Source organism: Plantactinospora endophytica (assembly GCF_016862915.1).
Taxonomy (GTDB): domain Bacteria; phylum Actinomycetota; class Actinomycetes; order Mycobacteriales; family Micromonosporaceae; genus Plantactinospora; species Plantactinospora endophytica.
In genome coordinates, this window is the sequence record NZ_BONW01000051.1 from 25,300 (window position 1) to 46,538 (window position 21,239).

Below are 21,239 nucleotides of genomic sequence, written 5' to 3' on the forward strand. Positions count from 1 at the left end.
CGCATGGCGAATCCCGTCGGATTGGCTGAGTTTTGGATGCGCCCAGGTCGGATGGGTATGGCGGACCGCGGTTGTAGTACGGTCTGCGGTCGGCGGGTCCGGGTCCAACCGCAAACGCCGGGCCCGCCACTTCCGCACCTGCTAGGCGTCGCCGGAGGCGGATGTGCCCGTGGCAGGTAGCTGCCGATGCAGACCCGCCGGATACAGGTCCGTGCCGAGCGCGACTTCGAGGCGGGCGACGGTGGCCAAATCAGTGCCGTGGTCGCCGTTGAGGATGAAACGGCGACCCGAATCTGCCTGGACCTGCGATTCAGCTCACCACACCACCCCTCTGGCGACGCTGGGAACAGCGCCTCGACCTGCTCATGCCAGACGGCTACCGGCGGTCGCTGTTCATGGCCGCGATCTTTCCGGAAGTCGCCGCCCTGGCCGCAGTGATCGCCTCACGACCCAGCCCGGCCGGTCCGCCGCCGAGCAGGCCGAACAGGAAGTAGAGCTGACGCAGGGCCCACCGCGAACACGTTGGCCCGAAGACCAGGTAGGGCTCCCCGGTGATGCCAAAGATGACCGGGATCGAGTCGAACGCGAAGATGAGGTCGGTCGCATCGATCGCGACCGTCACGAGGAACAGCTGGGTGAACATCGGCCGCCCATCGCCGTTGACTGTCGTGTATCGGCCGTTACGGTGGTCCTGCCGCAGGGCCGATCGGGGTGTAGATCAGGAACGCGGCGAAGAGGTAGAACACCCAGGCAAGCTGGGAGATCGGCGCCGCGCCCGCCGCGATGAGGGCGCTCCCGGCATCACCGGCGCCAGGTGACGCCGATCAGCAACACCTGCCGCTGGTACGTCCGCGGCATCCGCGAACCATCCGATGATGATCACAAAGACGAACAGGTTGTCCACCGACAGGTTGTACTCGGTCAGCCGGCCGGCCGGCGCAGAACTCACCTGCCGGCGTCCGGCCGACCGTCGCGACGGGTTGATTCGCCCGCCGTCCCGGGTACGCCAGGAACGCACTCCCATCGACCATAGGGTCTTCGCCGCTGGGCGCGACTCCTGTTCTGCTCTGTGCGGCGTCTGGTCGCCGGCTACCGGCCAGAGGTCGACAGTGAGTCCTGGTCGAGTCGGTGGACCGCGTCAACGTGCCGGTGGTCAGGGTCCCGACTCCGTCAGGACCACCTGCCCGCCGCCGTCGGCACGGACACCGCTGAGCAGGAACAGGCCAGCGCCGGCCACCACGCGGAAGTGATCCTCACCGTCGGAAGATCAGTCGCCGCCTACGAATTCCGGCAACACTGTGGCCGGTGCCAGTGCTCGTCGTCGGGTACGGCCGGGGTGCCCTGCGCCGCCTGTTCCGTCACGCCGACGGTGCGGCCGGAGGCTGAGCCGGCGGGGACGCCGACCGCGTCAGTACGACGATCCCGCTCACCGCAGTTACCAGCAACGCCACCACCCCGAACAGCACGGCTAGCATGAAAGGCAACCGCCAACCGAGAAACCGCGCCAGAAGCGCACCGATCACGGGTCCGAGAACCAGCCCCAGCACCACCGCACCGGCAGCGAGTGGCACCGCCCATCCGCGCCGTGCCCGCAACGGCACGACCAACACGGCCGTGACGCCCCAGGCCAGACCGGCCCCGAACCCGGTCACCGCGCGGCCGAGCAGCAGCGAACCGCTCCCCGGGGCCAGGGCGATCAACAACGATCCGGGGACCAGCAGCACGATCGCGGGCAACGCGACGGCGATCGGCCACCGTCGGCCGACCAGGGCGCCGACCGGAACCGCCAGTGCCGCCGGCAGCAGGAAGGCGACGAACATCCAGAGGATCCCCAAGGTCGGCAGCTGCAGGTCCCGTTGGATCGCGGCTCCCTCCGGCCCGACGGTGAGGGTGAGCAGGAAGGCACCCAGCGAGGCGGCGAGTACCGGCCCGATCAGCAGCCAGGCCGGGCGGACGCCGGGGAGTGGGCCGTACCAGGGAACCTGGCCGGCGGCGCCGGGAGAGGGCGGGGTCACCCGGGGAAGTGTACGGGTGCGGGACGACGAGGTCATGATCGTGACAGTGATGTTGCCCGCCCGTCGGCGTCGGCGCCCGGCACTTCGGGGTTGGTTCTCACCCGGAGTCGACCACAGGAGAGCCGGGACCAGGAGAGCCGGTGGCCACCGCCGGGCTGGTCGACCCGGCGGCGGCCGAACGAATCCGAGAGCGTGTACTCCGCCAAAAGCTGTCGCACAAGCGGTGTGTGGGGAATTCTCGGCTCGGACTGATGATCTCCGGTATGGTCGTGCGGTTGCTGTACCTGGGAATGATCCGCCTGTTCAGCGGTTGGGGTTGCTGATCCGCAGCGACAGAGCGTTGCTGGTCGAGGTCCTCGCGCTGCGGCACGAGATAGCGGTGCTACGCCGCCACGTTCACGGCCGGCCGCGGCTGTCCTGGCCGGACCGGGCGATCCTGTCCGCCCTCGCCCGCCTGCTGCCCTGCCGGAAACCGGAACATCGGATCGTCACCCCGGCCACGTTGCTGAACTGGCACCGCTGGCTGGTGCGACACGGTGCAGGTGAACGTGCCGGACGTCGGGCGCCCGGGCCTACCCGAACCGACCCGACCGACCACCGGTCAGCGGCGAGATCCGGGACCTGGTGCTGCGGCTGGCCGGGGAGAACCAGCGATGGGGACACCGCCGAATCCAAGGCGAACTACAGCGGCTGGGCTATCGGGTCGGGGCGGACACGATCCGACGAATCCTGGCCCGCCGACGTGTCAGCCCGGCGCCCCGCCAGCAGGGCACCAGTTGGCGGGCCTTCCTGCGCAACCAGGCCGCTGCTTTGCTGATTTCCTGGCCGGGGAGGTAGAGGGCGCCCGGGCCAGCAGGGCATGCAGATCCCGCTTCGCCGGGCCCTGCGCGTACACCTCCAGCGTGTGTCCCGTGGCCAACATCAACGCCACTACCGCCCCGGCCAGGTATTTCCGTGCCACGAGCGAACTGATCAGTGCCAAGGTCGCGATCACGTCCACACCGATCCGACGCCGCCGCTACGACTGGATCAACCAGCGCGGCGTCACCATCACCGTGACCAGTGCGGCAGCAGCCCAACAACCGTTCGCCCCCTGCCGCACGTCCGCGAACCACAAACCCGCACCGGTCAGCACGACCACCGTCAGCGCTGTCAACGGTAGGAAGTCACGCCACGCGCGTCGCCGTCCCGCCGCTGATCCGCCACCCGCGCGACCCACGCGCCCACCCCCGATCGACACGAACTGCCCGAGCACCGGCGGCAAACCTCCACGCCGCCAGACACACGACTCGGCCATGCCCTCACACCCGGCGTAACCAGCGTCTCAGCCACACGCCCCCGCCCCGGGCTAATCAGCTGACCAACGAACTGCCGCATCTTCACATACAGGATCAGGTATCTCATAAAGGCTGCCTTCAGTTGTCAGCCAAATAACGCTGTACCTCCCGGGCGAAGTAGGTCGCCGGTGGCGAGTTGCCACCCCGAATTTGCGAGGCGACAGTGCGTCCGATGCTGTCGGCGCACATCGACGTAGCCACCTGCCGGCGAACCACGGATCCCTGTCCGGCCAGGCGGCCGGATAATCGGACGTGTCTCGGTGGTGCGTCCACTAACGTCCCACCTCATGGAAAGCACGAAACTATGCACCGAACGCCTCGAGCTTCGCCCGGTGCGTGACGACGACATCGACCGGATCCTGGAGTATCGCAATCTGCCTGAGGTCACTCGCTGGCTCCTGCGCACCGATGTCGACCCTACGTCGCTTCGAGCGGCGTGGCGGCGCGCGGCGGAGGATCCCGACGACCACAGCGTGGCGGTGGCGCTTGCCAGCGTGGTGATCGGGACCGTCTCGCTCGCCGTGGTCGACGGTATGGGGCAGCCCGGCATGCCGTCGCGGACGGAAGCCCAACTGGGCTACATCTTCGACCCGGCGTACGGCGGCCACGGTTATGCGACTGAGGCTGTCAGCGCAATGGTGGCGTACTCGTTCGACCGGCTGGGCGTTCGAAGGATCACCGCTGGCTGCTTCGCGGACAACCTCGCCTCGGTGCGGATCCTTGAAAAGATCGGTATGCGTCGTGAGCAGCACGGCGTCGGCGACTCCTGGCACGCCGACTTGGGCTGGGTGGACGGCTACACGTACGCTCTGACTGCCGAGAGATGGCGCCACGGGGCGGCGCCGTAGAGTCGGCGATGGTGGTGAGGCTGACTTGCCGGAGGCATCACCCTCTGGTGGAGCCCGACAGGCTTCGGGTTTGCCACGGTGGGCGATCGGCACAGAAGCTTCGTTGAGGAAGCCGGCGACTTGAGCGGTCCGCCCATCCGTGCGAAGGGTCGACTACCGGCCGCTGCTGACCAGTAGCCGGCGGGAGCGCAACCGCGACGGCAGGAACTGCTCTCGGCCGTTCCAGCCGACGCCCCCTCATCGTGCCCCGGGGCGCGGGCCGGCCGTCCCCCGACGACCGGCGCATGACCGTGCGCCACACGCCTGCTGGGGTCGTCGCGCTGCGTAGCTCGCAGGCGGCCCGGCGACGCGTGCTCTGCGGCAGATTCGGGTACCTGACCTTGGAGGGGGTTACCCAGCGAGCCGGCAGCAGGCGCTCCGGTCATGTGGTAATCCGGCCTGCTTGAAGGCGAGCCCGCAGCTCCCGTTCTTTGGACCCCACAGTGTGTTGTCGCCGAGTAGCGCCCGGAGCAGCGTGCGTGGATTGAGTGCGCCGTGTTCGTGTGCCGCCATGGACAGGCTCCAGCTCATGGCCTGGCAGTCGAGAATGGGCGCTCTTGGTGTTGACGATGCGACCGACGGCGAACACGTCCAGTTGCCGGGGAACGCGGATCTCTTCGGTGAACTCGTTGACACGGACCGCCTCGAACTGTGCGCCGAAGCTGTGCATTGAGTATCGCTTGAGGTATGGACTATCGGGAATATCGACGGCGACCTGTGGGCACTCCGGGGGGATCCAGCCCCCGTGCTGGTTGGACAGCGCGTCACACAGCTGATGGCGTGGAACCCCGTACGGCGATCTGAATGCTTCAACCAGATGGTGAACCGGAACACGTCGCTTCTGCGCAGGTCGTTCCGGCCGCCGAACGCCCGTTCACCCTGCCGACGATGTCAATCGAGGACTAGCCTAAGTCTCGACGCAGTTGCCATGGTGGTCGGCAGGGTGACTCACCCTGTGGAGGTTGAAGCGGGCACGCAGATGCCGGGTGCCGTTTACTGGATGGGGACGTGTAGGTCGCGGAACGGGCCGATCTTGACCTGGAGGGTGTCCGCGGTGTCGGGCAGGGCGAAGAGGTTCCAGAACTCGCGGGTCTGGCCCGGCGCGAACTTCTCGGTGTTGATGCGGACGCCGGAGACAGCTGTGCACGCGCAGTAGAAGTCGACGCCGTCGCCGGTGGCGACCTCGAGGCGGCCGGGCAGGTACTGACGGCTGACGGCGACGTCGGTCACGCGGACGTTGGTGGCGGCCTGGTACTTGTACGCCTCCCAGTCCTGGGCGTGGTGAAGGTCGCGGAACCAGGACTCTGCCGATCCCTCATCGGTGATCTTGTAGGTGAGCAGACCGAGACTGCCGGGCAGTCGGCGCAGACCGGTGACCTGCATGGCGATGGGCTGCCCGTCGGCCTTGGTGCTGCCGGTCAGGCCCGTCGTGCCGGGAGAGGTCGTGGCTGCCGGTTTCTGGGTAGTGGGCTGAGGTCTGGGAAAGGTCACCGTGACGCGGCGGTTGCGGCGCTTTCCCTCGTCGGTGTCGTTGCTGTAGAGCGGGCGGCGCGAGCCGTACCCCTCGGTCTGGAAGCGGACCCCGTCCCTGGACAGCAGCGCCGACAGGGCGTTTTGTACCGCCTGGGCGCGGCGCAGCGACAGTGGGTCGTTGATGGCGTCGTTGCCGGAGGAGTCGGCGTGTCCCGCCACCGTCACCACGGTGGCCGGGGAGGCGTCGATGAGCTTGGCCGTGCGGGCCATGACCGCCTTGGCTCTGGGGGTGAGGGTGGCCTTGCCCACCGCGAAGAGTACGTCGGCGGAGAGGTTGACCTGCAGGTCCTTGCCGTCGTCGGCGGTCTCCTCCGACTTGTCCAGGAGCTCGGAAGGGAGGATGAGACGGCGGGTGACCGGGGTGACGGGTTCGGCATCCGGGTCGGGAAAGTCACCGGGCGGCGCATAGTCGCTGATGGGCACGTTGAGCATCGGCGGCCCCACCGGGGTGACGACGGTGGTTGTCGCAGGGTTGCCCGACGGCGCGGGCAGGACCGCGTAGACAGTGATCGACCGGCCAGGGTCGATGAACTGGCCGAGACCGTCGCGATCCCGGCCACTGCACAGGCAGGGAGAGCCGACGGGTTTGTACGGCAGGAGCCAGGTGCGGGCCTGCGCGTCGAGGACGCCGATGCCGGAGGCCCACTTGATGTCGCCGAGGGGACGCGTGTGGTCGCCCATCTCGCCGGCCCAGGACAGGTGCTTCTCCGTGCCGGTGTTGGACAGGCGGACCTGGGCGATGAGGTGCTTGCCTCTGACGCGGTTGAGGCCGACGACCTCGACCCTGAGGTTCTCCGTCATCGTACTGCGGGTTTCGGCCAGGGCCGTGCCGGCATTGGCGGTGCCGGCCGGGGTGCTGGAGGCGGGCGGGGACGGGGCATCCTTCTTCGGCAGCACCCCGCACCCGGCCACCGCCAACGTGAGTACGGCGCTCAGGGCCAGCGCCCGGCTGGACCTGGGGGAAACTGCCTGGCATCGGAAATGACGAAACGTGGTCATGATTTTCCATTGCGGTCGATTGATCGGTCGCGAGTGGACCCGGACTGACGCAGCAGTTTGCTCGTCTCCTCCCCCTCGTGTATCTCACATGCGAGAGCTTCGTCCTCGGTGCTGGCGGCCCCGCCGAGTAGCTCGCTCAGGACGGTGAGTAGCAGGTTGCGATGGATGACGAACACTTCGGTCGACGAATCCACAGGGTCACGCGTTAGGAGGAGGAGCGGCTCGACGCTGTCCTCGTTCCTGCTCCGCGTTGGCCCATGCCCTTGCTCTTTCCGGTCCGAACTTGGTCTTGCCACAGGCACTGGACGACGCTCCATGCCGATTTGTGACAGCCACGAGCGATGACCCACGCCATACCTTCGCACCGTTACAGAGGGCCGGGTCTCCGGCGTCTTTCGACCGTCAGGGCGCCTCGCGAGCGGTCCGCACCGTACGCAACACCCAGGTGCGGGCGAGGTCATGGGGACCACGAGGGAGCGGGCCCAGGCGGCCGACTCGCGCCGCCCGGCCGCGCTGTCTCTCATCGGACTGGCCCAGCTCATGGTCGTTTTGAACGCGACGGTCGTGACGATCGCGCTGCCTTCGCTCCAGGGGGATCTGGAGAGTTCCGACGGCGACCGGCAGTGCACCGTCACCGCGTACCCGCTGGCGTAAGGCGGCCTCCCGCTGCACGGCGGCCGGATCGCCGACTACACCGGCCGCAAGCGTGCCTCCCTCATCGGACTACCCGGCTTCGCTGGCGCGTCGGCGCTCGGCGGCACCCGGTGCCCCGGTGACCGGGTGGCCGTAGCCGGTTCCCCGATTCGCTGCCGGGGCGACCGTACGAAGTTTGGCCCGTACCTGGTCCGCGCGGGGGTCGCCGAGTTCGTCGAAGAGGTCGAGGGCGTGCAGCCATGCCTGGCGGGCGCTGTCTCCGGCGTTCCACGTGTGGTGGGCGTCGCCCAGAGTGTCGAGGACCTCGGCCTGCTGGACCCGGTCGCCGTCGTCTCGTGCCACCTCGCTGGAGCGTTGATAGCAACGCACGGTCTGTTCCTGGTCACCCAGCTGCCGGTAGATGTACCCGAGACTGTCCCAGGTGTGGGCCTGCCCCCGATGGTCCCGGAGTCTCTCCAGCATCGCCAGCGCCTGCCGGCAGCTCGCGAGCGCTTCGTGGTAGTCGCCGACGTGGGCCTGGTTCCAGCCGAGGGAGTTGAGGGCGTGCGCTTGCATGGCGGCGTTCCCGGTCGCCTCGTACAGCGCGAGACCGCGCCGGACGTGCACCAGCGCCTCCTGGCTGCGGTCCGATTGCCCGAACATCCAGCCGAGGTTGAGATGGGTGCGCGCCTGGCCGATCTGGTCGCCCAGGGCCGTCAACAGATCGAGCGCCTGTCGCAGGTGGCTGAGTGCTTCGTCATCGCGGCCGACCCGGACCCAGGCGCGGCCCAGTGCGCGGTGTGCGTGCGCCTCCGCGTTCCGTTCCGCGAGGCGGTACGCGGCCCGCAGCGCGGTCGTCTGGACGGCGACCTGATCGGAGAAGTGACCCTGCCGGTCCAGGAAGTCGGCGAGGGTCGCGGCGAGTTGCCACGCGTGCACGTCGAACTGGTGCTCCGCCGCCTGCTCGACGGCCGCCAGCAGGATGTGGTGTTCGGCGGTGAACCAGGCCAACGCCCGCCCCTCGTCGCCGACGTGTTCCGGTACGGTCCCGGGTCGCGCCGTGGGCAGGTCGAGCGGGTCACGGCTTGGCTGCAGGAGGAAATCTGCGGCGTACGCGGTGTGCAGATAGTGGTCGAGCACCCCCCGCAGGGCAGCGCGCCGATCGGCGCCGGAATCCGTCAGTTGGGTGAGTTCGGTCGCATAGGCGCGCAACAGGTCGTGGAAGGTGTATCGGCCCGGAGCGTGCTCCTGGAGCAGATGCACCCGGGTCAGCTCGGCCAGCAGCGGGCGTACCCGCCGGACCGGGACGCCGGCGAGGCTGGCCGCCGCCGGTACCGCGAAGTCAGGGCCGGGGTGCAGACCGAGCAGCCGGAACAGCCGGGCAGCGTCGTCGCCGAGGGTTTCATAGGACCACGAGAAGACGGTTCGGACGTCGGTGGCGGCGTCGCCGCTCTCGAACGCGTCCAGGCGGCCTCGACTCTCGCGCAGTTCGGCGGCGAGTGCGGCGAGGGAGAAGCCCGGGTTGGTGGCGGCGCGGGCGGCCACGATCGCCAGCGCGAGCGGTAGCCGTGCACACCGCTCGATGATCTCCTCGCCGGCCATGTGTTCGGCGCTGACCCGCTGCTCGCCGACCCGGCGGCGGAGGAACTCCCTCGCCTCCTTCATCGACGGGCGGTCCAGGGTGAACGGATGCGCGCCGTTGGCGGCCACCAGGCCGGAGAGCTGGCTGCGGCTGTTCACCAGGACGAGACAGCCGGGTGCACCGGGCAGCAGCGGGCGGACCTGCTCCACGTCGCGGGCGTTGTCCAGCACGATCAGGATCCGCCGCTCCGCGACGACCGTCCGAAAGAGGGTGGCCCGCGTCTCGACGTCCGCGGGTAGATGCCGTGCCGGCACGCCCAGCGCGGCCAGGAAATGGCGCAACGCCTCGGCCGGCGCCATTTCCGGGCCGGCCGGATCGAAGCCGCGGAGATTGACGAACAACTGCCCGTCGGGAAATCGATCGGCGACCCGGTGGGCCCAGTGCACCGCCAGCGCGGTCTTGCCCACCCCGGCCGGCCCGCCGATCACGGCGATCACCGCCGTCGGCGGTGGGTCCTGGTCTGTCATCGAGATGAGCCCGTCGAGGGCGCCGATGTCCTGCTCCCGGCCGCTGAAGTGGGCGATGTCGGCGGGTAGTTGCCGGGGACGGGCACCGCCACGAGCCGGCCAGTCCGGCTGCGAAGAGCCGTCGGGCTCCCCCTCCAGGACCTGCTGGTGAAGACGTCTCAGGTCCTCGCCGGGCTCGATACCCAGCTCCTCGACCAGGCGACGGCGCGTACGACGGAACAGCGCGAGGGCGTCACTCCTGCGCCCAGACCGCTCCAGCGCTGTCATCAGCAGGCAGACGGTTCGTTCCCGGACTGGATGTGCCGTGACGACGGCGGACAGTTCCACGACCAGGTCGTGGTGTCGTCCGATCCGGAGGTCCGCCGACGCCCGTTCCTCCACGGCGCAAAGCCGTTCCTCCTCCAGACCGACGCCGATGATGCCGGGCAGCCAGTCACCGGCCACATCCAGCAGCGCCGGCCCCTGCCACAGACTCAGCGCCGCCCGCAGCAGTTCACCGGCCTCGGTGACGTCGCGATCCCGTGCGCGGCCCACCAACTCCCGAAACCGGTGGAGGTCCACCGTCTGCGCATCGACGACCAGCCGGTACCCGGGGCCGGTGGTCGCCAGCTCGACGCCGGGCAGCCCGGTCAGCAGTCTGCGCAACTTCGACACATGCCCCTGCACGGCGTTCCGCGCCGACACGGGCGGACTTTCGCTCCACAGTGCCGTCACCAGCCGGTCGACGCCGATCACGCGGTCGGGTTCCAGCATCAGCATCGCCAGCAAGGTCCGCTGCTGGGCATTCAAGGGCCCGAGCTGATCTCCGTCCCGCCAGACCCCCACCGGCCCCAGCAGGCGGAACTCCACCCCGTTCACCCGCCATCCACCGTTCCGCTCCGGCACTCCTCGTACCGGCCCGACACCCTGCGCCACGTGTTTGAGCGGATTTTCAGCGAATTTTCATTACCCGTCACCATGCTATCGACCGCTATCCGCTCCACCCAAGTTCGTCCCGGGCGAGCCCATCGACAAAGGAGTTCCATTGAGGAAGAGGTTCCACGCGGCCGCGGTCGCCCTGGCGATCCTCGTGCCGCTGCTGTCGGCCGGTCCGGCCGCCGCCGAGGATGCGGTCGGTCAGGACCTGCCGAGATTCCGCGCGTCCGACGCACCCGCTGTCCCGCCCGGCGACGTCTCGCCACTCGTCGTCAACGGCGAGGCCGCCACGTCGTCCCGCGGCCTGGCCGCGCTGCACATCGACGGAAAGTTCGAATGCACGGGCAGCATCATCGCGCCCAGGTGGGTGCTGACCGCCAAGCACTGTGTCGAGGGCTACCGTGACCAGGCGATGGCCGTACGGGTCAAGAGCCTGCGGTACGGCAGCGGCGGAGGTGTGGTGGCCGTGATCGAGGCCGAGTCGGTGGTCCGCTCGATCCACGACATCGCCTTGGTACGGCTCTCCCGCTCCGCGAACGCCGAGTACGTACCGCTCGCCAGCGCACACCCCAAGATCGGCACCACCAACTACGTGTTCGGCTGGGGCCGGACCTGCCCGACCTGCGCACTGTCGCCAACCCTGAAACGCGCGACGGTCACGGTCACGGGTATCAGCGACGCGTACTCCGACATGGGTACGGAAATCCGGGTCTCGCCCGGCAACGGGGCACCCTGCTCGGGTGACTCCGGCGGCCCGATGTTCAAGCTCGTCGACGGCAAGCGCTACCAGGTTGGTGTGGTGTCCTGGGGCAGCAGTAGCTGCACCGGCTCGTCCTACTTCGCCAGTGTCCCGATCAGTCGGGACTGGATCCGCAGCGTCGCCGGGGTCTGACAGCGGCACCGGGCGGCGGGACAGATCCTGTCCCGCCGCCCAACTCGCGTCACCGGGCCGGCCGGGGGCGGCGACCGAGCCGGCTCGGATGAGCCTCAACGCGGGCGTCGCCGCAGCCGGGATGGCCAAGGCGCCCTTACCAGCACTGACCCGACCGCACCAGGTACCTCGTCCGCACCGCACCATCGCCTCCAGCACGAGTTGAAAACCGCACTGGCGGCGGCCTTCCGCCACCCGCCTTGGCCAACCGCATACCTGGCCGCACCAACGAGCTGGCCAAGCAGGGACGAACGGCCACCCTGGTGTGTGACGGAATGTGAGAAGAGCCATTGAATCCACAGGCCCTTACACCTAGCGGTGGTAGGCGAGCACTACCACCGCCCGCTGTAGTCGGATCGGTGAACCGGTTCCCCGGCGGGTGATTCTGAGCAGTTGCTGACCTTCCCGGTCACTCAGCAGCCGCAGGCGTTACAGGATTCGCCACCGCCACAGCCTGACCGCCAGCCCGCCGCCCGACCGGCAGGACACACGGCGTGTCAACCAACACCGTGAACCTTCGTGGTCCTCCGCCCTTGCTCGGCCAGCTCGGCGGCCGTCTCGATGCCGGTCAGTCCGGCACCGACGACGGTGATCGGAGCATCGGACGGCAGTTCGTCCAGCGTGGCGCGGACCCGCTGCGCGGACTCCCATTGGGCGGTGGAGACGGCGAACGCGATAGCGCCGGGCACCGACGTCGGTATCGCTCCGGTGCTGCCCACAGCGTAGATGAGGTAGTCGTAGTCGAGGTCGCGACCCGAGGCGAGCCGGTCCGTTCGGGCTGCGGTGTCGATACGCGTGGCGCCGTCGACAACGAGGTCGATGCCCTCGCCAAGCAGCGAGCCATAGTCGGCGGTGGCCTCCCCGGTGCCTGCCACGAACTGGTGGAGCCGCATGCGATCGATGAACCTCGGGCGGGGGTTGACGAGGGTGATGTCGATGTCGTCGCGCTGGCGTAACCGGCTGGCCGCGAGCGTGCCGGCATAACCGCCGCCGACGACGACCTTGTGCTTGGTGCGCCGTACAGGCATGGGCATGGGGGCGTTCCCTTCTCGATCTCGACAGTTGTCCGCTCCGCTGGTGCGATCGCGGGTAGCAGCGCGATTCTCGGTAGCGAGTCACCGGCCAACCTGCGGCTGCCTTGCTTGATGGACGGTGTCGCACTCTTCCGACAGCGCGACACCCAAAAATGTGAGGCGAAGTGGCTCACAGTCCGCTGCGCTGTCTTGTCGGACCACTGACAAGCACAACGCGACCGAGGGGGCGCGGGACCATGACCGACCAGTTCGAGCAGGAGCGCAGCCCACTCGACCCGAGCCTGAGTGCGATCATGAGCGAACGACGTGGACTGATCAATCTGGCGTACCGCCTCCTCGGCTCGTTGGCCGAGGCGGAAGATGTGGTCCAGGAGACCTACGCTCGCTGGTACGCGATGTCCCGACAGCAGCAGGACGCCATCGAGGTACCCGGGGCCTGGCTGAGCAAGGTGGCGAGCCGCTTGTGTCTCAACGTGCTCTCCTCGGCGCGCACGCGGCGAGAGCTCTATGTGGGTGAGTGGATTCCGGAGCCGCTACCGGAGCCCTCCGAGTGGATCGGTGGGCGATCGGACGGCTTCACCATCGACCCGGTCGACCGGGTCACGCTCGACGAGTCGGTCAACATGGCCTTCCTCGTCGTCCTCGACGCGATGACCCCGGCCGAACGCGTCGCCTTCATCCTCCACGACGTCTTCCGCTACCCCTTCGCCGCGGTAGCCGAGATCGTCGGTCGCACCCCGGGGGCCTGCCGCCAGCTGGCCTCCTCGGCCCGCCGCCGCATCCGCGCAGCGCATACCCCGACGACGCCGACGGTCCGGCAGGCGCGGATCGTCAACGATTTCAAGCGGGCATGGGAAGCCGGGGACATCAGCGCCCTCATCGGTCTCTTGGACCCCGGCGCCACAGCGATCGCCGACGGTGGCGGCCGCGCCAGCGCCGCCCTCCGCCCGATCGACGGGGCCGCGCGAATCGTGCGCTTCATGGTCCAACTCGCGCGCAACCTCCGCGACCTGACGATCCTCGAACGCACCGTCAACGGACAACCCGGCCTGGTCCTGCAGCAGGACGGGGTGACGGTCACGGTGGCGGCGCTCCAGATCGAGGGCGAGCGGATCAAGCACATATGGGCGACCCGCAACGCCGACAAACTCCGGCCGTGGACGACTCGTCGGCCGGGTGGTCGTGGCCGCACAGGATCGGCGTGAACCCCGCCTTGTCGGGCATGTGCAGGGGTCATGCAGCCGTCTCATCCCCTCCGGCGGCACGGATCGGCGACCCCGGCAGGGACCCTCAGCGGGCAGCGCATGGCCGATCGGCGATCGATCAGGCGGTCGTCCACGCGAAATGCCCCACGGCGGCGACGGCGAGGACGAGGAAGACCGCAGGAAACGCGATGTTGTGGAACACCCGCGCGCGGACGTGAGCCAGAATCGCGCCGACGAAGAACAGGACGAGGCCGACGGCTGCAGCCAATCCGAGGGGACGTACGCCGAGAAGGCCGAGCACCAGACCGATGACGCCGGCCCCCTCGACCACCGCGAGGTAGGGGATCCACCGCGCGGACAGCCCGACCTCGGCGCAGTTGCGCATCACAAAGTCTGCCCTGACCACCTTGGCGGTCACCTCGATGGCGTTGGCGAGGGCGCAGAGGATGGTCGCGACGACCAGGACGCCTTCCAGCACGGCGATCATGACGCGCGCCGACGCGATCGAGCAATCGGTACGCTCATAGGTGCCTCCACATGCGCGGGTTTATCAGGTTGTGGTCTCTCGCCCCTTCTGACGCCCGGCACGCATGAAAGGTGACCAGACGCGTGGAACTCGTCGAACACTTCGAGGCTTCGAGGGCCCGACTGATGTCGTTGGCCTGTCGCATCGTCGGCTCGCACCACGACGCCGAAGACGCGGTGCAGGCCGCCTGGCTGCACGCGCGGTCGGCCGACCCGGTGCAACTGGTCAACCCCGAGGGCTGGCTCACCACGGTGACGGCACGCCTGTGCCTCGACCAGCTTCGCGCCCGCCATCGCCGGCGCGAGATCCCGCTCGGGGGCCGACGACATCCCCGGCGAGCAGCTTGCGGCCGACGAGGCGTTCGTCCGTCGTGAGGACGTCTGCCGGGCGCTGCTGGTCGTGCTCGACGAACTGTCTCCCCCGCAGCGGGTGGCCTACGTGCTGCATGACCTCTTCGCCGTCTCGTTCGACGAGATCGGGCCCGTGCTCGACACGACGGTGGCCGCGGCGAAGAAGCTCGCGAGTCGGGCGCGGATCCGGCTCAGGGACGTTCGTGCGGTCGACCTGCCGGGGTCCGCCCACCAGATGGAGATCATCGACGCGTTCCTCGCCGCGGCGCGTGGCGGCGACATCGCGCGGCTCGTCACGCTCCTGGCGCCTGACGTCGTCCGCACGGCCGACCTCAAGTTCTCGCGGACAGCGCCGCTCCTGTCGTCCAGGGCGCCTGGGCGGTCGCGAAGGAGACCAGGGTGTTCGTGGACCGCATCGCCGCTGCCGTCCCGGTCCTCGTTGAGGGTCACCCGGGAGCGGTGATCGCCCCTGGTGGGCACCCGTTCGCAATGATCCGGATCCGCGGCCACGACGGCCTCGTCACCAGCATCGACATCGCGCCCTATAAGCGCGGCACCGCTTCCCTTCCTACTGCCTTGAGTGCGTGATTCTCTGTCCGTTCAAGGATCCGAGTGGTAGCTGGTGCCGACGCAGGCCATTGGCGGGCCGAGCGCAATGGCCACTTGGCCTGCCGCGCTCGGCCTCTGTTTCTGCTGGTAGGAGCCTGATTGCTGAATCGATCACGTGTCGATGGCGTTGCCAGGCAGTGGTGCGGCCTCGTCGTCCGGGGCCACCCGGAGGGTGCCGGCGTGGGGTTGGGGCCGAACACTCGCTCCTTGAAGAAGCGGGCGATCCGGTCTACGAGCAGGTCTTCCCGGATCCTCCTCTTCGTTCCGCCCCACACAGCCGGTCGCACCTGTCACAGAAGAGATAGGACTGGGGTCGGTCCGCTTGGTTTGCGAGTGACCGTTGTTTCCGGCGCTGATCGAGATCGTTGCCGAAAGCTCCGTGCCATACCGTATGGTATGCTCCGGTGATGGGAACGCGTGATCTGTGGCTCGGCGAGGGTGTCGTGGTGTTGGCCGACGAGGGACCGGCGGGTGTGCGGATAGACCGTCTGGCTGCCCGCCTCGGCCTGACGAAGGGGTCGTTCCATCACCACTTCACGGGGGTCGCTGACTACCACGCGGCGTTGCTGACTCATATCGAGCATGGACAGGTCGCTCTGCTCGATGGGCTGTCAGGCGAGCTCGCCGCCGTCGATCCGGTCGACGCCCTGCGGGCCCTTCCCTCGCGGCTCGACGAACTGTTCGACGCCGAGTTGGATCGGGCCCTGCGGGCGTGGGCGATCGGGAACGACGGTGCGCGTGGCGTGGTCGAACGCGTCGACAGCGCGCGTCTCACTTTCCTCGAGACCCTCTGGAACCGCGCTGTGCCCGACCCGACCCGGGCGCGCGCCGCCGCCCTGCTGCCGCATCTTCTCCTGATCGGAGCGAACGCCATCCGCCCACCCCTCGACGCTGCCAGTCGACGCGCGGTGTTCGACCTACTGCCAGACCTGATTCCCCATGTCTGAGGGGCCGATCCGGCGCCCCCACCCGCGGACGGGCGCCGTGATTGCCGTCGCTGTTGCGCTCGCGCCGGGCATCGTGACTGCTACCGAAGTTCATCGCATAGAAAGAGGAGTCAGATGACCGCTGTCGATGTGTTGATCGTCGGGGCTGGCCCGACCGGGCTCACCCTCGCGGTCGATCTGGCCCGCCGTGGAGTTCGCGCGGTGCTGATCGAGGCCGCGCCCGCCCTGCCTCGTCAGTCCCGAGGCAAGGGCCTGCAACCTCGAAGCCTGGAGGTGCTCGACGATCTCGGTGTCATCGACGCGGTTCTGGGACACGGCCAGTCACGCCAGGACATCACCCTGTACCGCGATGGCCGGCGCCTTGCGCGGATACCCGCTGGTCTTGCCGAGCCGCGCGCGGATCTGCCGTACCCGAACATCGTGATGATTCCACAGTGGCGCACCACCACGCTGCTCGCACGACGGCTGCACGAACTCGGTTCCGCGATCCGGTTCAACACCCGCCTCGAGTCGTTCACCGCTGGTAACGACGCGGTGCGCGCCGTGGTCACCACCGCAAACGGCGGCAGGGAGGATTTGACCGCCCGCTATCTCGTCGGATGCGACGGCGCGCACAGCATCGTGCGCCGCACACTCGACCTCGAGTTCGCCGGTTCCTCCGACGAGACGCAGCGCTACCTGCTCGGTGATGTCACCGTTCCCGGTTGGAACCCCGAAGTCGACGGAGCCGTTCGCTCACACGCATGGCTCGGCACGGACGGGTCGTTCCTCGGTCTGGCTGGCCTGCCCGACACCGGCCAGTGGCAGATCGGGGCGAGCATCACCGTCGACGACAACCTCGAGCCCACCCTGGAGGCGCTCCAGCGGCTATGGGACGAGCGCACCGGCCACCCGCAGGTCCGCCTGTCCAACGCGACCTGGTTGTCGAACTTCCGGGTCAACGTCCGCATGGTCGAGGACTACCGCCGCGGCCGAGTCCTGCTCGCCGGCGACGCCGCGCACGTGCACCCGCCCACCGGAGGGCAGGGAATGAACACCGGCATCCAGGACGCCTACAACCTGGGCTGGAAGCTTGCCGCCTGCCTCAACGGCCACGACGACACCCTGCTTGACACTTACCCGGCCGAACGCCTCCCCGTCGCCCGTCGTGCGTTGACGCAAAGCACCAACATCCTCGACGTGGTCACCAACCACAACCCACTCGTCCGGTTCGCCGTGCAACGACTGCTCCTGCCGCTACTCAGCCGACCCTCGATCAACCGCAGACTCACCGCCCGTGTGTCCCAGATCGACATCGGCTACCGCGACGGGCCCCTGGCCGACGACGAACTGTCCGGTGGCCGCGTCCGACCTGGCGATCGAGCCCCGGATGCCCACCTCGTCGATGCCGCCACCGAGCAGCCGCTGCGGTTGTTCGACCTGCTCCGCGGGCCACGATGGACGCTGCTCCTCGTCGGCGACGCCTCCGCCAGCCACCTCGACTGTGATGCTCTTCCCGACGAGGTGCACACCTGCTTGATTACGCCCGTGCGATCGACGTCGTTTTCCGGCCGGGTGGTCATCGACCGCGACGGGACGTTTCGCCGGGCCTACCGAGCAAAGCCCGGTACCGCGTTACTCATTCGCCCGGACGGCTACCTCCACTGGCGCGCGCACACGCCCTGCGCCGACTCGGTGACCAGGCACATCCTCGGGGCGGACGCGCACACCCCATCCGCTGCAGCTACCCGACGACAGCCGGGCAGGTGAGAAGGCCAAGACACGGAGAAGGGCTTGGGGTGTCCGCTTAGGCAGGGTGGCTGGTTGGCTCGGCAGCACGAGTCGGGAACGGGTCGCAGACGATGGCAGGTCACCGTTGTCCGACATGCTGAGGTCCCAACCGCGTCCGATGTGGATCACTGCGACTCATTCACGCGAGGAGTCCTTCGAGATGGTGCAACCCTGGTGGCCGCTGGCCTTGTTGGCAGTGATCCAGCTCTGCGATGCGGTGTTATGCACAAAGCCGGTCGCCTTCATTCGGCAGTGTTTGATCGACGTCCAGTTCCCCGAACGCTTCTGGCGGTTTCTCCCTCCGCTCAAGGCTGCCGCGGCGGCTGGGCTTATCGTCGGGATCTGGGTCCCGCCGATGGCGGTGCTTGTGTGCGCGGCGCTGGTCTGCTATTTCGTGGTGGCGATCTCGGCGCACGTCCGCGCCCGCGATTTCGGCCGCAACCTGTTCCTGAACGCGACGGCAATGTTGGTCATCTGCTCGGCGGTGCTGGCTTTCACCGTCCAGGCTGCATGATCGAACACGCGACGATGGCGCGGGGGTGTGTCAACGGTTGGGTCATGACGCAAAACGCTTCGTATTCGGCGGGCGGGACGTTGAAGCGCCTGCGCCGGATCGGGCCCTGCAGCGCCTCCAATGCGAGGTCGATGTACAGAGGCGGGACGACAGCGCAGCCGTGAGGCAGTGCGCGTCCCGACCCCTCAGCAGCGCGCGTCGTTCCGCACCGCCAGGAGTGGCAGGCCCGCCGCGTATCGCGGGAGGAAACCGGCGGTCGGGGTGTCCGGACGGTGTTGCCCGAGTCGAGCAGCACGTCGAGCGCGCCCACCCCCCGCTGGACATCGGACGGGTGCAGGCAGCCCAAACGGGCTCGTCGAGGACGACGAGGCCGGCCTGGCGGTCCGCCGCACCGCAGTCCACGCCGACCGTCGACGCCGGCCCGGTGAACTTCATCCCACGTCGAGAGTCAGCGCGGTGACCAGGACCGAGCGGACGATCATGGTGTCCAGCAGTACGCCGAACGCCACCGCGAATCCCAACTGCGCTGCGAAGACCAACGGCAGCGATCCCAGCGCAAACCTGCCACTGGGCAAGGTCATTACTTCTCGCAGTATGAAGTTCCCATAGTGCTCGATCGGCGCGAGCGTCAACGGGCTGGAATCGCCTGCGTCGCGCCTGCACGTGCGCTCGCGCGCGGTGCGCCACCTGGTGCACCGCCGTCACGGATTTGCCTACCGATGCGGCGATGTCGTCGTAGTCGAAGCCGAACACCTCGCGCAGCACGAACACCGCCCGCTCGTCCGGGCTGAGCGTCTCGAGCAGTACGAGCATCGCCATCGACACCGACTCGGCGAGTACCACATCGGCCGACGGGTCGTTGTCGTCAAGCAGCAGCGGCTCGGGCAGCCACGGGCCGACGTAGTCCTCGCGACGGCGCGCGCTCGCCCGCAACGCGTTGAGCGCCTGACGGGTCACCAGCCGCGCCAGGTACGACCTGGTGTCCCGCACCGTCGCGAGGTCCACCTCGGCCCACCGCAGATAGCTGTCCTGCAACACGTCGTCGGATTCGGTGGCCGAGCCAAGTATCTCGTAGACGATCGTGAACAGCAGTGGCCGCAACAGGGTGAACCGCTCGGCATGCTCGTCAGTGGTCACGGGACGGGACCCCCCGGTCGTCGTCGACACTGGTCAACGTCTTCTCGGTGAGCAGCCGGTCGAGCGTGTCGGTGGGCAGCCCACTGGCGGCCGCCAGCCCGGGCACACCAAAACCCGTCGCCCAGATGGTCAGTGCGCTCGGCCGCACCGTACCGCAGGCAAGGACAATGGAATCCCGGCGAACCTCGGTGACCACGTCAGCTTCGCGCACGGTGACACCGTGCTGGGACAGCCACCTTACGGCGTACCGGCGACCCGGCGAACTCCAGGACGACACCACGGTTCCGCCACACACCAGAGTGACCGGGGTGCCCTTGCTCGGTCAGTTCGGGGGCCGTCTCGATGTCGGTCAATCCGCTGCCGACCACGGTGACCGGAGCATCGGTGGGCACCTCCTCCAGCCTGGCGTGTAACCGCGGCGCAGCCTCGAACTCGATGATGGGTAAAGTGAACTCGATCGCGCCCGGCACCGATCGCGGTATCGCCGCCGCGAGCATTCCGGCATGACCACCGCCGATGACAACGACCTTGTGGCGTGTGTTGTGCTCAGTCATGCCCCCAAAACACCGCTGATGACCGACACCTGACACGACGTGACACGGGTCACCACAGGTCATGACGCCATCGAACAGACGGTTCGCCCGGTGGCGTTCACGGGATCCGTTTCTCCCCGTTGCCGGATTGGACGAGCCGGAAGAAGAACCGGGCGGCGCTCCGCTGCGCTGCCCGTTGCAGGCGCGCGGCCACCCGACGGTCCGGGTCTGCCGTGCGGGCGACGGCCAGGCGCGGGAAGAGGGCTTCGGCGTTGGTGCGGATGACCGCTCGCCGGTGCCCGAGTTCGAGGCAGGTGTCGATTCCGTTGGCGAAGTACTGCCCGGCTGGAATGGGCGCGAAGGGCCAGTCACTGCCGAATAGCACACGCCCGGGTCGGGCAAAGGCAAGCAGGGTGGGTAGGGCGGCCGGGCTCGAGGACAGGGCGGTGTCGAAGTAGAAAGCGCGGAAGTCGTCCAGGACGTCCAGCGGGCTGCGTGCGGTGTCGGCGGATATGGCCAGGGCCATGCGGTGTGAGGCGTAGGGCAGAAAGCCTCCGGCGTGGCTGAGGACGAACCGGATTCTGGGGTATCGCCGGAGGACGCCGGTTCGGACGAGGAGGTACGCCGCTCGGGTGGTGTCGAGCAGGAAGTCGGCGGCGAACGGTGGGATGCCGTCGATGGCTGGTCCGGGCAGGTCGGCGGGGTGGACGAAGACGACGGCAGCGCGCTCGTCCAGGGTCTGCCACAGCGCATCCTGGTCGGGCCCACCGAGGTAGTCGCCGTTGCTGTTGGCCAGCAGGGTGACGCCGTCGGCGCAGAGTTCGTCGAGGGCGCGACGGGCCTCGGTGGTGGCGGCCGTGATGTTGGGCATCGGCAGGGTGGCGAAGTACCCGAATCGGGTTGGATGCTCGGCAGCGAGCTCTGCGGCGTAGTCGTTGAGCTGCCGTGCAAGGTCACCGGCTTCGGTCGGTCTGGTGAGGAAGCTGGTGCCGGGGGTCGAGACGGACAGCAGAGCCGCGGCGGTGCCGAGCAGGTCCATCTGGTCCAATGCGGACTCGGGTGTCCAGGTGGGCAGGGCCCGACCGCCCGCCGCCGCGATGCCGGCCTCGGCGAGCAGGGCGCGGTAGAAGGGCGGCACGATGTGCTGATGGACGTCGATCCTGGATAGCTGGCCGGTCACGCGGTGGTTCCTCTCGACGTGATAGACAATGCTGCGGGCGGCCGTGATCTCCATCCCCCACCATTGCTGATCGCA

Annotated in this window: 21 protein-coding genes and 2 pseudogenes; 12 read left to right on the plus strand and 11 right to left on the minus strand. The window is 68.4% G+C overall.

The window, feature by feature from the left end:
- Positions 1 to 478: 478 nt before the first annotated feature.
- Together Pen02_RS43140 and Pen02_RS39895 are read right to left on the minus strand one after the other, a co-directional pair.
- Positions 479 to 931, minus strand: a pseudogene (locus Pen02_RS43140) (TerC family protein); the annotation flags it as partial.
- A gap of 427 nt (positions 932 to 1,358) precedes the next feature.
- Positions 1,359 to 2,015, minus strand: a complete 657-nt coding sequence (locus Pen02_RS39895; RefSeq protein WP_203871407.1) for an MFS transporter — start codon at positions 2,013 to 2,015, stop codon at positions 1,359 to 1,361.
- Between the two features lie 140 nt (positions 2,016 to 2,155).
- Between Pen02_RS39895 and Pen02_RS39900 the strand changes: the two genes are divergently transcribed.
- Both Pen02_RS39900 and Pen02_RS43145 read left to right on the plus strand, forming a co-directional pair.
- The gene (locus Pen02_RS39900) at positions 2,156 to 2,338 is read left to right on the plus strand and encodes a hypothetical protein (protein ID WP_203871408.1); all 183 of its coding nucleotides are present in this window, start codon (positions 2,156 to 2,158) and stop codon (positions 2,336 to 2,338) included.
- A gap of 268 nt (positions 2,339 to 2,606) precedes the next feature.
- Positions 2,607 to 2,852: pseudogene (locus tag Pen02_RS43145) on the plus strand (hypothetical protein); the annotation flags it as partial.
- A 181-nt stretch (positions 2,853 to 3,033) separates the two neighbouring features.
- On the opposite strand, the gene Pen02_RS39910 reads toward Pen02_RS43145, so the two are convergent.
- Complete coding sequence (locus tag Pen02_RS39910; protein WP_203871409.1) at positions 3,034 to 3,171, minus strand: hypothetical protein; 138 nt, start codon at positions 3,169 to 3,171, stop codon at positions 3,034 to 3,036.
- Positions 3,172 to 3,639: 468 nt separating this feature from the next.
- On the opposite strand from Pen02_RS39910, the gene Pen02_RS39915 reads away from it, so the two are divergent.
- Positions 3,640 to 4,200, plus strand: coding sequence for a GNAT family N-acetyltransferase (locus tag Pen02_RS39915; RefSeq protein WP_203871410.1), 561 nt, complete (start codon positions 3,640 to 3,642; stop codon positions 4,198 to 4,200).
- Positions 4,201 to 4,750: 550 nt separating this feature from the next.
- A complete protein-coding gene (locus tag Pen02_RS39920; protein ID WP_203871411.1) occupies positions 4,751 to 4,912 on the plus strand; it encodes a hypothetical protein in 162 nt (53 codons plus the stop codon).
- 320 nt (positions 4,913 to 5,232) lie between these two features.
- Here Pen02_RS39920 and Pen02_RS39925 read toward each other — a convergent pair whose 3' ends face one another.
- Positions 5,233 to 6,771, minus strand: a complete 1,539-nt coding sequence (locus Pen02_RS39925; protein WP_203871412.1) for an OmpA family protein — start codon at positions 6,769 to 6,771, stop codon at positions 5,233 to 5,235.
- A 459-nt stretch (positions 6,772 to 7,230) separates the two neighbouring features.
- Here Pen02_RS39925 and Pen02_RS39930 point away from each other — a divergent pair, with 459 nt between their 5' ends.
- On the plus strand, positions 7,231 to 7,425 hold the full coding sequence (locus Pen02_RS39930) for a hypothetical protein (RefSeq protein ID WP_203871413.1): 195 nt from the start codon (positions 7,231 to 7,233) through the stop codon (positions 7,423 to 7,425).
- Between the two features lie 69 nt (positions 7,426 to 7,494).
- Here Pen02_RS39930 and Pen02_RS39935 read toward each other — a convergent pair whose 3' ends face one another.
- Positions 7,495 to 10,371 carry an AfsR/SARP family transcriptional regulator gene (locus tag Pen02_RS39935; protein ID WP_203871414.1) on the minus strand — a complete coding sequence of 959 codons (2,877 nt, stop codon included), beginning with the start codon at positions 10,369 to 10,371 and terminating at the stop codon, positions 7,495 to 7,497.
- A gap of 166 nt (positions 10,372 to 10,537) precedes the next feature.
- On the opposite strand from Pen02_RS39935, the gene Pen02_RS39940 reads away from it, so the two are divergent.
- Positions 10,538 to 11,320, plus strand: coding sequence for a S1 family peptidase (locus Pen02_RS39940; protein WP_203871415.1), 783 nt, complete (start codon positions 10,538 to 10,540; stop codon positions 11,318 to 11,320).
- A 536-nt stretch (positions 11,321 to 11,856) separates the two neighbouring features.
- Here the strand turns inward: Pen02_RS39940 and Pen02_RS39945 are convergent.
- The gene (locus tag Pen02_RS39945; RefSeq protein ID WP_239142002.1) at positions 11,857 to 12,393 is read right to left on the minus strand and encodes an FAD-dependent oxidoreductase; all 537 of its coding nucleotides are present in this window, start codon (positions 12,391 to 12,393) and stop codon (positions 11,857 to 11,859) included.
- A 236-nt stretch (positions 12,394 to 12,629) separates the two neighbouring features.
- On the opposite strand from Pen02_RS39945, the gene sigJ reads away from it, so the two are divergent.
- Positions 12,630 to 13,598 carry an RNA polymerase sigma factor SigJ gene (gene sigJ / locus Pen02_RS39950; protein ID WP_239142003.1) on the plus strand — a complete coding sequence of 323 codons (969 nt, stop codon included), beginning with the start codon at positions 12,630 to 12,632 and terminating at the stop codon, positions 13,596 to 13,598.
- A gap of 118 nt (positions 13,599 to 13,716) precedes the next feature.
- Here the strand turns inward: sigJ and Pen02_RS39955 are convergent, their stop codons facing one another.
- Positions 13,717 to 14,085, minus strand: coding sequence for a DoxX family protein (locus Pen02_RS39955; RefSeq protein WP_203871416.1), 369 nt, complete (start codon positions 14,083 to 14,085; stop codon positions 13,717 to 13,719).
- Between the two features lie 110 nt (positions 14,086 to 14,195).
- Between Pen02_RS39955 and Pen02_RS39960 the strand changes: the two genes are divergently transcribed.
- The 5 genes from Pen02_RS39960 (at position 14,196) to Pen02_RS39980 (ending at position 18,314) form a co-directional block, all read left to right on the plus strand.
- Complete coding sequence (locus tag Pen02_RS39960) at positions 14,196 to 14,498, plus strand: sigma factor (RefSeq protein ID WP_203871417.1); 303 nt, start codon at positions 14,196 to 14,198, stop codon at positions 14,496 to 14,498.
- A gap of 19 nt (positions 14,499 to 14,517) precedes the next feature.
- The gene (locus Pen02_RS39965) at positions 14,518 to 14,937 is read left to right on the plus strand and encodes a sigma factor-like helix-turn-helix DNA-binding protein (RefSeq protein WP_275413668.1); all 420 of its coding nucleotides are present in this window, start codon (positions 14,518 to 14,520) and stop codon (positions 14,935 to 14,937) included.
- Positions 14,938 to 15,490: 553 nt separating this feature from the next.
- Positions 15,491 to 16,030 (plus strand): TetR/AcrR family transcriptional regulator, encoded by a 540-nt coding sequence (locus Pen02_RS39970; protein ID WP_203871419.1) that lies wholly within the window; start codon positions 15,491 to 15,493, stop codon positions 16,028 to 16,030.
- 114 nt (positions 16,031 to 16,144) lie between these two features.
- Positions 16,145 to 17,779, plus strand: a complete 1,635-nt coding sequence (locus Pen02_RS39975) for an FAD-dependent oxidoreductase (protein WP_203871420.1) — start codon at positions 16,145 to 16,147, stop codon at positions 17,777 to 17,779.
- 181 nt (positions 17,780 to 17,960) lie between these two features.
- The gene (locus tag Pen02_RS39980; RefSeq protein ID WP_203871421.1) at positions 17,961 to 18,314 is read left to right on the plus strand and encodes a DoxX family protein; all 354 of its coding nucleotides are present in this window, start codon (positions 17,961 to 17,963) and stop codon (positions 18,312 to 18,314) included.
- Positions 18,315 to 18,356: 42 nt separating this feature from the next.
- Here the strand turns inward: Pen02_RS39980 and Pen02_RS43150 are convergent, their stop codons facing one another.
- The 4 genes from Pen02_RS43150 to Pen02_RS40000 form a co-directional block, all read right to left on the minus strand.
- Positions 18,357 to 19,451, minus strand: coding sequence for a sigma-70 family RNA polymerase sigma factor (locus tag Pen02_RS43150; RefSeq protein WP_239142004.1), 1,095 nt, complete (start codon positions 19,449 to 19,451; stop codon positions 18,357 to 18,359).
- Positions 19,441 to 19,662: a hypothetical protein gene (locus Pen02_RS39990; RefSeq protein WP_203871422.1), complete on the minus strand. Its 222-nt coding sequence runs from the start codon at positions 19,660 to 19,662 to the stop codon at positions 19,441 to 19,443. Before Pen02_RS39990 ends, Pen02_RS43150 begins: the two co-directional genes overlap by 11 nt.
- A complete protein-coding gene (locus Pen02_RS39995) occupies positions 19,649 to 20,005 on the minus strand; it encodes a hypothetical protein (protein ID WP_203871423.1) in 357 nt (118 codons plus the stop codon). The genes Pen02_RS39990 and Pen02_RS39995 overlap by 14 nt, the downstream gene beginning before the upstream one ends.
- Before the next feature lie 97 nt (positions 20,006 to 20,102).
- On the minus strand, positions 20,103 to 21,218 hold the full coding sequence (locus Pen02_RS40000; RefSeq protein WP_203871424.1) for an amidohydrolase family protein: 1,116 nt from the start codon (positions 21,216 to 21,218) through the stop codon (positions 20,103 to 20,105).
- Positions 21,219 to 21,239: the final 21 nt, after the last annotated feature.